General features: G+C 56.9%; 9 protein-coding genes. 4 read left to right on the top strand and 5 right to left on the bottom strand.

The genetic code is table 11. From position 1 onward, the window contains the following. Positions 1 to 144: 144 nt before the first annotated feature. Positions 145 to 1,818, bottom strand: coding sequence for a nitrate/nitrite two-component system sensor histidine kinase NarQ (gene narQ / locus WFN75_RS11785; protein ID WP_336996188.1), 1,674 nt, complete (start codon positions 1,816 to 1,818; stop codon positions 145 to 147). 216 nt (positions 1,819 to 2,034) lie between these two features. Here narQ and aegA point away from each other — a divergent pair, with 216 nt between their 5' ends. The 3 genes from aegA to WFN75_RS11770 all read left to right on the top strand — a co-directional run bounded on the left by aegA (position 2,035) and on the right by WFN75_RS11770 (position 5,808). After that, entirely contained in the window at positions 2,035 to 3,999 is a 1,965-nt protein-coding gene (gene aegA / locus WFN75_RS11780; protein WP_336996187.1) for a formate-dependent uric acid utilization protein AegA, read from the top strand. A gap of 66 nt (positions 4,000 to 4,065) precedes the next feature. After that, entirely contained in the window at positions 4,066 to 4,641 is a 576-nt protein-coding gene (nudK, locus tag WFN75_RS11775) for a GDP-mannose pyrophosphatase NudK (protein WP_336996186.1), read from the top strand. Positions 4,642 to 4,764: 123 nt separating this feature from the next. Continuing rightward, the gene (locus WFN75_RS11770; protein WP_336996185.1) at positions 4,765 to 5,808 is read left to right on the top strand and encodes a DUF1176 domain-containing protein; all 1,044 of its coding nucleotides are present in this window, start codon (positions 4,765 to 4,767) and stop codon (positions 5,806 to 5,808) included. Here WFN75_RS11770 and tkt read toward each other — a convergent pair. After that, the gene (gene tkt / locus WFN75_RS11765) at positions 5,805 to 7,793 is read right to left on the bottom strand and encodes a transketolase (protein ID WP_040074571.1); all 1,989 of its coding nucleotides are present in this window, start codon (positions 7,791 to 7,793) and stop codon (positions 5,805 to 5,807) included. The two genes, WFN75_RS11770 and tkt, sit on opposite strands and share 4 nt — an antisense overlap. Before the next feature lie 19 nt (positions 7,794 to 7,812). After that, positions 7,813 to 8,763 (bottom strand): transaldolase, encoded by a 951-nt coding sequence (tal, locus tag WFN75_RS11760; RefSeq protein WP_207292182.1) that lies wholly within the window; start codon positions 8,761 to 8,763, stop codon positions 7,813 to 7,815. A gap of 292 nt (positions 8,764 to 9,055) precedes the next feature. Between tal and maeB the strand changes: the two genes are divergently transcribed. Continuing rightward, the gene (gene maeB / locus WFN75_RS11755; protein ID WP_336996184.1) at positions 9,056 to 11,335 is read left to right on the top strand and encodes an NADP-dependent oxaloacetate-decarboxylating malate dehydrogenase; all 2,280 of its coding nucleotides are present in this window, start codon (positions 9,056 to 9,058) and stop codon (positions 11,333 to 11,335) included. A gap of 201 nt (positions 11,336 to 11,536) precedes the next feature. Here the strand turns inward: maeB and hemF are convergent, their stop codons facing one another. Both hemF and amiA read right to left on the bottom strand, forming a co-directional pair. Continuing rightward, positions 11,537 to 12,436 (bottom strand): oxygen-dependent coproporphyrinogen oxidase, encoded by a 900-nt coding sequence (hemF, locus tag WFN75_RS11750; protein WP_207292181.1) that lies wholly within the window; start codon positions 12,434 to 12,436, stop codon positions 11,537 to 11,539. Continuing rightward, complete coding sequence (gene amiA / locus WFN75_RS11745; protein ID WP_046884640.1) at positions 12,436 to 13,308, bottom strand: N-acetylmuramoyl-L-alanine amidase AmiA; 873 nt, start codon at positions 13,306 to 13,308, stop codon at positions 12,436 to 12,438. The genes hemF and amiA overlap by 1 nt, the downstream gene beginning before the upstream one ends. Positions 13,309 to 13,364: the final 56 nt, after the last annotated feature.

Raw genomic sequence — 13,364 nt, 5'->3', positions numbered from 1 at the left:
ACGTGGAGAAAATAAGGAGATAGTGTAAATTATCATGCGCGTTTACAGCGCAATCGCGCCTCCTGTGCGGCTGAGTATTACGCATGCGCGTGGCGTTCTAATGAGATGCGAGGGTTTTTTACGCTTATTTACCCTCTGCACGGCTCACTGCGGAAAACGCACCTCCACCTGCGTTCCCCCCTCAGTTGGACGCGAGAAGTGCAGGCTACCGCCCAGTCGCAGAGCGCGTTCGCGCATGATATTGAGCCCGTAATGGCCAGGGGGTTCGCTGGCATCGCCAATCCCAATCCCGTTATCGCGAATAGAAACGATGTGCTCGCCGCTGGCGGTGGTCACGCAGGCGACGGCAATCTCACTGGCCTGCGCATGCTTAATGGCGTTCAGCACCGCTTCGCGCACAATCTGCAGCAGGTGCACCTGCTTTTGCGCATCGAGGGCGAGGGAGGAGAGACGACAATCTAAAGAGAGTTTCGCGCGGGTCTGGCTTTGTAAGCCATCCAGCGACTCCTGGAGCGCCGCGGGGAGGTTGGCATGATTAAGCGTCAGGCGGAAGGTGGTCAGCAGTTCGCGTAACTGAAGCCAGGCATCGTTCAGCGCTCGCGAGAAGTCGCTAATAATGGTCTGCGCCGGCTGGTTCTCCTCCGGTACGGCGTGTTTTAACAACGTTAGCTGAATGCGTAAATAAGAGAGTACCTGGGCCAGCGAGTCGTGCAATTCCCGGGCAATGGTGGCACGCTCCTCCATCAACAGCAGTTGCTGGAAGTGCTTCTGCGACTGGTTCACATAGATACCGCGCCCCAGCATCGTGGCCACGCTTTTCATTAGCGGCCCTGACACCGTACCGTGCTCGTTCTGCCAACAGAGTTCACCAAATCGCGTCTCCTGCATCACCACCGGCAACTGCTGCATGGGTAAACGATCGCTTTTGTAGCCCTCGCTCATCTGCCAGCCGTCGCTGGTGCTTAGCGCCAGATAGCGCATGCCGGTATGCGCCTTCACAATTTGCAAAATGTGGCGAAAGCAGTGGCTGTCTGTCTGGCTGGCATTCAGGGCCTGTGAACAGGTGAAAAGCATCTCCAGCTGCTGGTGGGCCTCGTGCAAATGATGGGTTTTCTCTTCTACGGAGCTTTCCAGGGAGCGGTACAGAGTGTGCAACTCCTCGGCCATATGGTTAAAGGTACGCGACAGCAGGCCCAGCTCGTTGGGCAGATCGCTGTCCGGAGCGGGGGTATCAAAGCGGCCTTGTTCAATCTGCAGGCTGGAGCTTACCAGATGGTTGAGCGGGGCGACGACCTGGCGGCGAATGCGACGCAGCGTGATAAAGACCAACAGCAGGATCCCGCCGCCGCCCGCCAGCGAAATGATCACCACCAGCTGCATCTTGTGTTCGGCATAATGTTGCAGTGAAAGCACAAAGGCATCCATTCGCCCGATATACTCTTTGATATGCGCCTGGTACCACGCCTCGTTGCCCTGCAATAAATGCTCATTCATCACCTGCCATGCCGCCTGCAACTGATGATAGCGTTGCTTTACCTCCTCCGGCACATACCACTTATCCAGCGATGTTAACGCTGGCGCATTCAGCGTGTTTTGCCAGGTAAGCAAGTGCTCATGCAGATCGCTCCCACCACGCTGCAGCTCGTAGCCAAGACGATAGCTCTGCATACGCAGGGAGCCGGCAATGTTAATGGCTTCTGCATCGCGTTGGCTGCTGGCAAGGGTCAATAGCGCTACTGCGCTGGACAGGACCGATAACACAATAATGGAGATGAATGCCCGGGCAAGGCTTCGCGAGACGGGTCGTTTTACTATCACACATGGCTTCCTGAATGATGTCTGAACAAAGGTCCGGCGCGACTGCACCAGCCGAAGGAAACGCTATTCCCTTTACGCAAAATATATTTGATCTCACTCAGGTTCAGGGCAGAAAGTTCGCGTTTCTGGGCATATGAACATTGCCTGAACCCGCCCCGGTGCGTAAATACTTAGCCCCTGTAAAAGATAAGGTTAATAACCAGGGCAGGTGTCGCTATGAATCATTTTATTATGGCCAACAGCCAGCAATGTATCGGATGTCACGCCTGCGAAGTCGCCTGCGTGATGGCACATCATAATGAACAACATGCGCTGAGTCAGCGGGAATTCACGCCACGAATCACCGTGGTGAAAGAGGGGAGCCGCTTCAACACCGTCACCTGCCATCACTGCGAAAATGCCCCCTGCATCCAGAGCTGTCCGAATGGGGCTATCGCCCGCGAAAACGACAGCGTGCAGGTGAATCAACAGCGCTGTATTGGCTGCAAAGCCTGCGTCGTGGCTTGCCCCTTTGGCACGATGGACATCGTGGTTACCGCCCAGGGTGAAGCCACCGCGCAGAAGTGCGATCTCTGTGCCGGACGACCGCAGGGGCCAGCCTGCGTGGAAAACTGCCCGGCAGATGTCCTGACGCTTGCCACCCCTGACGCACTGAATCAACTCTCCCGCGCGCGCAGACTGCGTACGGCGAGTCATGAGGCGCAGCCATGGAAAGGTATTGCCCCGGCGGCGGTGAAAGCCGGCGGAAAGCAGGCGCAGCTGCAGGCGCTTAGCCCGCGTGGCGAGCCGGATAAGCTCAGCCCTGAGGCGCGCGTGGGCAACTTTGCAGAAATTTATCTGCCATTTCGAACAGAGCAGGCGCAGCGGGAGGCATCGCGCTGTCTTACCTGCGGCGAGCACACGATTTGTGAATGGACCTGTCCGCTGCACAACCATATCCCGCAGTGGATTGAGCGGGTAAAAGCCGGTGATATCGAGGCGGCGGTCGAGTTATCACACCAGACCAACTGCCTGCCGGAGATCACCGGGCGAGTCTGCCCGCAAGACAAACTTTGCGAAGGGGCCTGCACGGTGCGCGAGGCGTCCGGCGCGGTCACCATCGGCAACCTTGAACGTTATATTTCTGACCAGGCGCTGGCGAAAGGCTGGCGGCCCGATCTCAGCCAGGTGGTGCCGGTCGATAAACGTGTGGCCATTATCGGTGCCGGGCCTGCGGGGTTAGCCTGCGCAGACGCGCTGGTGCGCCGTGGCCTTAGTGTGACCGTCTACGATCGTCACCCGGAGATTGGCGGTTTGCTGACCTTTGGCATACCGTCGTTCAAACTGGATAAGTCGCTGCTGGCCCGCCGTCGCGACATCTTTACCGCGATGGGGATCCGTTTTGTACTCAATTGCGAGGTGGGTAAGGATGTGTCGATGGCTGAACTTCAGCGGAAGTATGATGCGCTCTTTATCGGAGTCGGTACCTGGCGGTCGATGAAAGCCGGCATCCCTAACGAAGAGGCGCCGGGTGTTTACGATGCGCTGCCGTATCTGGTGGGCAATACCCGTCAGCTTATGGGGCTGCCCGCCTCGGTGGCCGATCCCTTTATCGATACCGCCGGGCTCAACGTGGTAGTACTGGGGGGCGGCGATACGGCGATGGACTGTGTGCGTACCGCTCTGCGTCAGGGGGCGGCAAACGTCACCTGCGCTTACCGTCGCGACGAAGCCAACATGCCCGGTTCCCGTAAAGAGGTGAAAAATGCCAAAGAGGAGGGGGCCGCCTTTGAATTCAACGTCCAGCCGGTGGCGCTGGCGCTGGATGACAGCGGACGGGTCAACGGAGTTCGTCTACTGCGCACTCAGCTCGGCGAGCCGGATGGCGAGGGGCGGCGGCGTCCGGTGCCGATTGCCGGCAGTGAATTCGTGATCCCTGCCGATGCGGTAATCATGGCCTTTGGCTTTACTCCGCATGCCGCGGCGTGGCTGCAGGCGCAGGGGGTTGCCGTGGATGAGTGGGGACGGATTGTCGCCGGCGTGGATAGCCGTTACCGCTATCAGACCAGTAACCCGCAAATCTTCGCCGGTGGAGATGCGGTTCGCGGTGCTGATCTGGTGGTGACCGCCATGGCCGAAGGGCGGCATGCGGCGCAGGGCATCGCCGACTGGCTGGGCGTAAATCAGAATCTTATCCATTAACCCGGCCACGACAAAGCGGACTTCACGGCGTAGTATGACGAGGATATTTTGCGCTGTGGAGTCCGCATGACCCTGAAAATTGACCTAATCAAAGATAGAATCCTCTCCGACAATTACTTTCTGCTTCGCAACATGACCTACGATCTAACGCGTGAAAACGGCGAAGTCGTGCGCCATAAGCGTGAGGTCTACGATCGTGGTAATGGCGCAACGGTGATGCTCTATAACCGGGATAAAAAAACCGTGGTGCTGATCCGTCAGTTCCGGGTAGCGACCTGGGTTAATGGCAATCCCGACGGTATGCTGATTGAAACCTGTGCCGGTCTGCTGGATGACGATGCACCCGACGTCTGCGTCCGTAAAGAGGCAATTGAAGAGACCGGCTTCGCCGTCAGCGAAGTGCGTAAAGTCTTTGAGCTGTATATGTCCCCGGGCGGTGTCACCGAACTCATTCACTTTTTTGTTGCGGAATACAGCGACGCTCACCGCGCCAATGCGGGCGGCGGCATTGAAGATGAAGAGATCGAGGTACTGGAGATGCCTTTCACGGAGGCGCTGGAGAAGGTTAAAACCGGCGAAATCCGGGATGGCAAGACGGTGATATTACTGCAATATCTTCAGACGTCCGGCTTAATGACTTGATCTTATTAATGTTAATAAGATGTATTTTAAATAAATCTATCCGATAAATCCGATTGAGCCATCCCGGTTTGCGCAGGAAGATACGGCCAGTTTTTGAGTCATGCTTCCGGGATCGTGCCATACATGCGTCACTGCTATTTATTTATCTTTATGCTCACTATGCTGCCGGCACTTTATGTGCAGGCGGCCCCCGCGCAGCGAGCTTTTTCTGACTGGCAGGTGACCTGCAACAATCAGAATTTTTGCATTGCGCGCAATATTAACGAGCATAAAGGGCTGGTGATGACCCTGAGCCGTAGCGCCGGTGCCAAAACCGATGCGGTCCTGCGCATTGAACTCGGCGGGCTGGCGACCCCTTCTACCGGCGAACCGGCGATCGCCCCCCGTTTACTCCTCGACGGCGAACCGTTAGCGCTCGATACCCGGCACTGGCAACTCTCCCCCTGGCGTTTATCAACTGACGATACCGCCACTATTAATGCGTTCCTGGCCACTATTCAGGAAAAGCATATGATCGCCCTGAACCGGGGCAAGCAAGAGATCTCCCTCGATGGCCTGAAGGCCACGCTGTTGTTTATCGACAGCCAGCAAAAGCGTGTGGGCAGTGAAACCGCCTGGATTAAAAAGGGCGACGATCCGCCGCTCAGCGTGCCACCCGCACCGGCGCTAAAAGAGGTAGCGGTAATTAATCCAACGCCTACGCCCCTGACGCGCCAGGAGCGCAGCGATTTAATTGATTACGGTACCTGGCGGATGAATAACAGCCAGTGCTCGCTCGATCCGGCGCGCCGGGAGGTACGGGTAACGGCCCTGACCGATGATAAAGCGTTGATGATGATTAGCTGTGAAGCGGGGGCCTACAATACCGTGGATCTGGCGTGGCTGGTTTCGCGTAAAAAACCCTTTGCCGCACGGCCTGTCCGCCTGCGTCTGCCGTTTGTTGCCGCAAGCGAGAGCAGCGATATGGAGCTGATGAATGCGGGTTTCGATGAGAAAAATCGCGAACTCACCACCCTGGCGTTAGGGCGGGGTATTGCCGATTGTGGCATCCAGACGCGCTGGCGTTTTAATGGCCAGCGCTTTCGTCTGGTGCGGTATGCTGAAGAGCCAAGCTGCGATAACTGGCATGGGCCAGATGCCTGGCCCACCTTGTGGATCACCCGTTAAAGCAGGTTCTGCGCTTTTTCCACCACGTTTTCGACCGTAAAGCCGAAGTACGGGAAGAGCTTATCAGCCGGGGCCGATTCGCCGTATCCCCGCATGCCGACAATCGCCCCCTTCAGGCCGACATATTTATACCAGTAGTCGGCAATTCCGGCCTCGACCGCCACGCGGGCGCTCACATCTGAAGGCAGCACCGACTCACGGTATTCCTCATCCTGGGCATCAAAAATGTCCGTCGAAGGCAGAGAAACTACACGTACCGCATGACCTTCAGCGGTAAGTTTTTCTGCCGCCTTCACGGTGATCTCCACTTCCGAGCCGGTGGCAATCAGGATCACGTCCGGCTTGCCGCCGCTGTCTTTCAGGATGTAGCCACCGCGGGCGATGTTTTTGACCTGCTCCGGCGTACGTTCAATCTGCGCCAGATTCTGACGCGACAAGATCAGCGCCGTCGGGCCGTTATGGCGCTCTATGGCCAGCTTCCAGCCCACTGCGGCCTCGACCTGATCGCAAGGACGCCAGGTGCTAAAGTTTGGCGTCAGGCGCAGGCTCGCCAGCTGTTCCACCGCCTGGTGGGTCGGCCCATCTTCCCCCAGCCCGATGGAGTCGTGGGTATACACCATGATCTGTCGCGCTTTCATCAGTGCCGCCATGCGCGCGGCATTACGCGCGTACTCCACAAACATCAGGAAGGTCGCGGTATAAGGCACAAAACCGCCGTGATGGGCTATACCGTTGGCGATGGCGGTCATGCCAAACTCACGTACACCGTAGTGGATGTAGTTACCGGCCTGGTCCTCTTTAATCGATGTCGACCCCGACCAGATGGTGAGGTTGCTGGGCGCCAGGTCCGCGGAACCGCCAAGCAGCTCGGGCAGAATCGGCCCCAGTGCGTTAAGGGTGTTTTGCGACGCCTTACGGGTAGCGATTTTCGCCGGATTAGCTTGCAGCTCCTCAATCAGCGCCTGGGTCTTCTCTTCCCAGGCTTCTGGCATACCGCCGCTCATCCGGCGGGTGAACTCGGCGGCCAGCTCCGGATGCGCGTTTTTATACGCGGCAAATTTCTCATTCCACGAGGCCTGGATTTTGCTCCCCTTGTCGCGGGCATCCCAGGCGCTATAGATCTCTTTCGGGATCTCAAAGGCGGGATATTTCCAGCCCAGTTTCTGGCGGGTCAGCGCCACCTCTTCTTCACCCAGCGCCGCGCCGTGCGACTCTTCTTTGCCCGCTTTGTTCGGCGAGCCGAAGCCGATGGTGGTCCGGCAGATAATCAGGGACGGTTTGTCCTTCACGCTCTGCGCTTCCTGAATCGCTTTTTTCACCGCCTCAGGATCGTGGCCGTCAATTTCGTGAACAACGTGCCAGTGGTACGCCTCGAAGCGCTTGGCCGTATCGTCGGTGAACCAGCCTTCGGTTTCGCCATCAATGGAGATGCCGTTGTGATCGTAAAAACCGATCAGTTTGCCAAGCCCCAGGGTGCCGGCCAGGGAGCAGACCTCGTGCGAGATCCCCTCCATCAGACAGCCGTCGCCCATAAAGACGTAGGTAAAGTGATCGACGATGTCATGGCCCGGCTGATTAAATTGCGCCGCCAGGGTGCGCTCTGCGATGGCCAGCCCCACGGCATTGGCCAGCCCCTGGCCCAGCGGACCGGTGGTGGTTTCAACGCCCGGCGTGTAGCCCAGCTCCGGGTGGCCTGGCGTTTTGGAGTGCAGCTGACGGAAGTTTTTCAACTCTTCCAGCGGCAGGTCGTAGCCAGAGAGGTGCAGCAGGCTATAGAGCAGCATGGAGGCGTGGCCGTTAGACAAAATAAAGCGATCGCGGTCGTACCATGCCGGGTCGTTAGGATTGTGCTTCAGAAAGTCGTTCCACAGCACTTCGGCGATATCGGCCATGCCCATCGGTGCCCCCGGATGGCCGGAATTGGCTTTTTGCACGGCATCCATGCTTAGGGCGCGTATGGCGTTGGCTAACTCTTTACGGGACATAGTTCACTCCATGGCTGATTTAAAGTTTGGCGGCGAGCAGATCTTCAAGCTTGCGCTGGTCAACGGCAAACTGACGAATGCCGTCTGCCAGTTTTTCGACGGCCATTGCATCCTGGTTATGCTCCCAGCGGAATTCGGCTTCGGTCATCGCTTTCGGCTTCGGCAGCACGGTTGAGGTAGGGATCAGCTTACGCATGACGGTCTCGTCTTTGTCCTGCAGCTTTTTCAGCAGATCCGGGGAGATGGTCAGGCGGTCGCAGCCGGCCAGGGCGAGGATCTGTTCAGTGCGGCGGAAGCTGGCACCCATCACGATGGTTTCGTAGCGGTGCTGCTTGTAATAATCGTAGATATTACGTACGGATTTCACGCCGGGGTCTTGCTCGACCACGTAGGGGTCCATCGGCTCTTTTGCCTGATACCAGTCATAGATGCGGCCAACAAACGGGGAGACAAGATAGACGCCAGCCTCGGCGCAGGCACGGGCCTGAGCAAATGAGAACAGTAGCGTCAGGTTACAGTTGATTCCCTCTTTCTCCAGCTGTTCCGCCGCCCGGATCCCCTCCCAGGTCGAGGCCAGCTTGATCAAAATGCGCGACTTATCGATGCCCTGGTCCTGATAAAGCTCAACCAGACGACGGGCCTTGTTAATGCTCTTCTCTTTATCGAAGGAGAGGCGGGCGTCAACCTCGGTTGAAACACGGCCGGGAATACTTTTCAGAATTTCCGCACCAATATTTACCGCCAGTTTGTCGCTGGCCTCTGCCACCTGTTGCTCTTGCGTTTTACCGCGCTGCTTACCATAAGCGATGGCGTCGTCAATGAGATGGCTGAAATGGGTCAATCCCGCCGCCTTTAACAGCAGCGAAGGGTTGGTGGTCGCATCTTCCGGCTGGTAGCTACGGATAGATTCAATATCACCGCTGTCAGCAACGACGGTGGTAAATTGTTTGATGCCGTCTAGTTGGTTCATAAAGTATGACTCCTTGAAATCAAAAGAGTTAGTCGAGTGCGTTGGATCACACTTCTGGAAAATTCGCGACGTGCTTAACAAAAAAGCATAGCAGACGAGGAGGGTCTTGCTTTGGCGGGTGGGTAACAGGCTTGTTATAAATTGATAACAAATTTTGTTGTTTGTTGGTCAGAGTTTGGCAGCCTTCAAAGTTTGAACCGCAGCCAGCGGCGATACTATGCGGCACGCCAGGGTGTGCCTCAGGACAGAAAAACAGCACCCATTTTGAACGATACGTTAAAGGAAGGATAAGATGGACGATCAGTTGAAACAGAGTGCCCTCGATTTTCATGAATTCCCTGTTCCCGGTAAAATCCAGGTTTCCCCCACCAAACCTCTCGCCACGCAACGTGACCTGGCGCTAGCCTACTCGCCGGGCGTTGCCGCCCCTTGCCTGGAAATTGAGAAAGATCCGCTCGCTGCCTACAAATACACCGCGCGCGGCAACCTGGTGGCGGTGATTTCTAACGGTACCGCGGTGCTGGGACTTGGCAATATCGGTGCGCTGGCGGGTAAGCCGGTGATGGAAGGGAAGGGTGTTCTGTTCAAGAAGTTCGCCGGTATCGACGTGTTTGATATCGAAGTCGATGAGCTCGATCCCGATAAGTTTATCAACGTGGTGGCCGCGCTGGAGCCAACCTTCGGCGGTATTAACCTCGAAGATATCAAAGCGCCAGAGTGTTTCTATATTGAACAAAAACTGCGCGAACGGATGAATATTCCGGTGTTCCATGACGACCAGCATGGCACCGCTATTATCAGTACAGCCGCCATTCTGAACGGCCTGCGGGTGGTAGAGAAAAACATCTCTGACGTGCGTATGGTGGTATCCGGTGCCGGTGCGGCAGCCATCGCCTGTATGAACCTGCTGGTGGCGCTGGGTATGCAGAAGCACAATATTGTGGTCTGCGACTCAAAAGGGGTTATCTACAAAGATCGCGAACCCAATTTGGCTGAAACCAAAGCCGCCTATGCGGTCGTGGATGACGGCAAGCGCACGCTGGATGATGTGATTGATGGCGCGGATATCTTCCTCGGCTGCTCCGGCCCGAAAGTGCTGACCCAGGAGATGGTGAAGAAGATGGCTCGTGCGCCGATGATTCTGGCGCTGGCCAACCCGGAGCCGGAAATTCTGCCGCCGCTGGCGAAAGCGGTGCGTGAAGACGCCATTATCTGTACCGGCCGTTCTGATTACCCAAACCAGGTGAACAACGTGCTCTGCTTCCCGTTCATCTTCCGCGGCGCACTGGACGTGGGTGCGACGGCAATCAACGAAGAGATGAAGCTGGCCGCCGTTCACGCCATCGCCGAACTGGCTCACGCCGAACAGAGCGAAGTGGTAGCTTCGGCCTACGGCGATCAGGATCTCAGCTTTGGTCCGGATTACATTATTCCGAAACCGTTCGACCCGCGCCTGATTGTGAAGATCGCTCCGGCAGTGGCGAAGGCAGCGATGGACTCCGGTGTAGCCATGCGTCCGATTCAGGACTTTGATGCCTACGTCGATAAACTGACCGAGTTCGTCTACAAAACGAACCTGTTTATGAAGCCTATCTTCTCCCAGGCACGCGCAGACGCGAAGCGCGTGGTGCTGGCAGAGGGTGAGGAGGCGCGCGTGCTGCATGCCACGCAGGAGTTGATCACCTTAGGTCTGGCGAAGCCGATTCTGATTGGCCGTCCGAGCGTGATTGAGATGCGTATCCAGAAGCTGGGGCTGCAGATTAAACCGGGCGTGGATTTTGAGATCGTGAACAACGAATCCGATCCGCGCTTTAAAGAGTACTGGAACGAATATTACGCGATCATGAAACGTCGCGGGATCACCCAGGAGCAGGCGCAGAAAGCGGTCATCAGCAATACCACGGTGATCGGCGCGATCATGGTCCACCGCGGTGAAGCCGACGCCCTGATCTGCGGCACGGTAGGGGATTACCACGAGCACTTTACCGTGGTGCAGGAGATCTTCGGCTATCGTGAGGGTGTCCATACGGCGGGGGCGATGAACGCGCTGCTGTTGCCAAGCGGTAACACCTTTATCGCTGATACCTATGTGAATGACGATCCGACGCCGGAGCAACTGGCTGAAATCACCGTGATGGCGGCAGAAACCGTGCGTCGTTTCGGGATCGAACCAAAGGTAGCCTTGTTGTCGCACTCAAACTTCGGATCATCAAAATCCCCGGCGGCGAGCAAGATGCGCGAGACGCTGGAACGGGTGCGTGCGCGTGCGCCTGAGCTGATGATTGATGGTGAAATGCACGGTGATGCCGCGCTGGTGGAGAGTATCCGCAATGAGCGTATGCCGGATAGCCCGCTGAAAGGCTCGGCGAACGTGCTGATTATGCCGAACGTCGAAGCGGCGCGTATCAGCTACAACCTGCTGCGTGTCTCCAGCTCCGAAGGGGTGACGGTTGGTCCCGTGCTGATGGGGGTGGCGAAGCCGGTACATGTGCTGACGCCGATCGCCTCTGTACGTCGTATTGTGAACATGGTGGCGCTGGCGGTGGTAGAGGCGCAGACGCAGCCGCTGTAGTTTTTATTTCTCCCCCTCATCCTAACCCTCTCCCACGGGGAGAGGGGACAGACGGGAACGCCCGTTTTTTCTCTCTCCCACGGGGAGAGGGAACTGACGGGAACCCCGTTTTCTCCCTTTCCCACGGGGAGAGGGGACTGACGGGAACCCCCCGTTTTCTCCCTCTCCCTCAGGGAGAGGGCCGGGGTGAGGGGGTAAAGGCTACACCCAGTCCCGAACCCGAATAAAATTCTTCAGGGCAGCCTCCGGGCTGCCCTCTTTCGGCTCGAAATTATACTCCCAGCGCACCAGCGGCGGCATCGACATCAGAATCGACTCCGTACGCCCGCCGGTCTGCAAACCAAACAGCGTGCCGCGATCCCACACCAGATTAAACTCTACGTAACGCCCCCGGCGATAAAGCTGGAACTCACGCTCTCGTACGCCGTAATCGGTATCCTTACGCCGTTCCACAATGGGCAGATACGCGTCGGTAAAGCCGTTACCCACCGCCTGCATAAAGGCGAAAGCGGTATCAAAATCCGGCGTGTTGAGATCGTCAAAAAAGAGCCCGCCGATACCCCGCTGCTCGTCGCGGTGCTTCAGATAGAAATAGTCGTCACACCATTTTTTGTATTTGGGATACACCTCGTCACCGAAGGGCTGGCAAAGATCGCGGGCCGTACGGTGCCAGTGAACGGCATCCTCTTCAAAGCCGTAAAAAGGCGTTAAATCGAAGCCACCGCCAAACCACCATACCGGCTCGGCGCCGGGTTTTTCGGCAATAAAAAAGCGCACGTTAGCATGGCTGGTCGGTACAAAAGGGCTGTGGGGATGGACCACCAGCGAAACCCCCATCGCCTCGAAGCTGCGGCCTGCCAGCTCTGGACGGTGAGCGGTGGCCGAGGCAGGCATTGTATCGCCATGGACGTGCGAGAAATTCACGCCGGCTTGCTCAAAGATACCGCCGTTACGCAGCACCCGACTGCGTCCGCCGCCGCCGCCTTCGCGCTGCCACTCATCTTCCTGAAACGCTCCGCCGTCAACCGCGGTCAATTTCTGGCAAATCTGGTCCTGCAACTGTAGCAAGAAGGTTTTAACCCGTTGCGCATTTGGTTTCATCAGCGTCTCTTCACGTGGGCTTTTTGATTATCGAACCAGTTAAAGTAACTGATTATCCCGGAGGCGATGGCGTTAGCGATCTTCTGGCGAAACGCGGTAGTGCCGAGTAAGCGCTCCTCTTCCGGGTTAGTAATAAAGGAGGTTTCCACCAGCACAGAGGGGATGGAGGGCGATTTCAGCACCACAAAGGCAGCCTGCTCGGTCCCTTTACTGTGCAGACGGTGCACGGGGCGAATCTTCTTCAGAATATGCGACCCGAGGGTCAGGCTGTTTTTGATGGTGTCGGTTTGCACCAGGTCAAACAGCACCTGCTGGAGAAGATGATCTTTATCGGTGGCTTTTTTCCCGGCGACTTCATCGGCGCGGTTTTCGCGATCCGAAAGATATTTCGCCATGGCGCTACTGGCGCCGCGGTTCGAAAGGGCGAACACCGAGGCACCGGCCGCGCTCGGATTAGTAAAGCCGTCCGCGTGGATAGACATAAACAGATCCGCGCCGTGCTTGTGGGCAATTTCCACCCGATCGTACAGGGGAATAAAGGTATCACCGGTGCGAGTCAGCCGTGCGTCAATGCCGTTGCTGCGTAAAATTGTCCGCACTTTTTTTGCAATCGCCAGCACGACATGTTTCTCTTTAGAGCCGTTATGGCCAATGGCTCCGGTATCGATGCCGCCGTGGCCCGGATCGAGCATGACCACGCGCTTAGCGCCCGGTTTTTTAGCTTTAGGTTTACTGTGTCCGTTACTGGTTTTAAGCGTGCTCTCTTCTTTGGCCTGGGCTTTTGCAATGCCGGATAAAGTTAAGGCTGCCAGCCCCGCTTTGAGAACCTGACGACGCGATGTGAGTGTTTTTAATGGTTTGAATGTGCTCATGCGGCCTGAATTGTAAAAAATGGGGGTCCCGGTGTTATATCGTATCGTCTTTCGCG

This window comes from Leclercia sp. UBA7405 (assembly GCF_037152215.1).
Taxonomy (GTDB): domain Bacteria; phylum Pseudomonadota; class Gammaproteobacteria; order Enterobacterales; family Enterobacteriaceae; genus Enterobacter; species Enterobacter pneumoniae.
The sequence above is the reverse complement of the archived record's forward strand: the minus strand, read 5'-3'. Positions and strand labels throughout refer to the sequence as shown.

Bases quoted from the DNA above. Each gene is read 5' to 3' on its own strand.
- aegA (WP_336996187.1), top strand. From the start codon at position 2,035: ATGAATCATTTTATTATGGCCAACAGCCAGCAATGTATCGGATGTCAC.
- nudK (WP_336996186.1), top strand. From the start codon at position 4,066: ATGACCCTGAAAATTGACCTAATCAAAGATAGAATCCTCTCCGACAAT.
- WFN75_RS11770 (WP_336996185.1), top strand. From the start codon at position 4,765: ATGCGTCACTGCTATTTATTTATCTTTATGCTCACTATGCTGCCGGCA.
- tkt (WP_040074571.1), bottom strand. From the start codon at position 7,793: ATGTCCCGTAAAGAGTTAGCCAACGCCATACGCGCCCTAAGCATGGAT.
- tal (WP_207292182.1), bottom strand. From the start codon at position 8,763: ATGAACCAACTAGACGGCATCAAACAATTTACCACCGTCGTTGCTGAC.
- maeB (WP_336996184.1), top strand. From the start codon at position 9,056: ATGGACGATCAGTTGAAACAGAGTGCCCTCGATTTTCATGAATTCCCT.
- hemF (WP_207292181.1), bottom strand. From the start codon at position 12,436: ATGAAACCAAATGCGCAACGGGTTAAAACCTTCTTGCTACAGTTGCAG.
- amiA (WP_046884640.1), bottom strand. From the start codon at position 13,308: ATGAGCACATTCAAACCATTAAAAACACTCACATCGCGTCGTCAGGTT.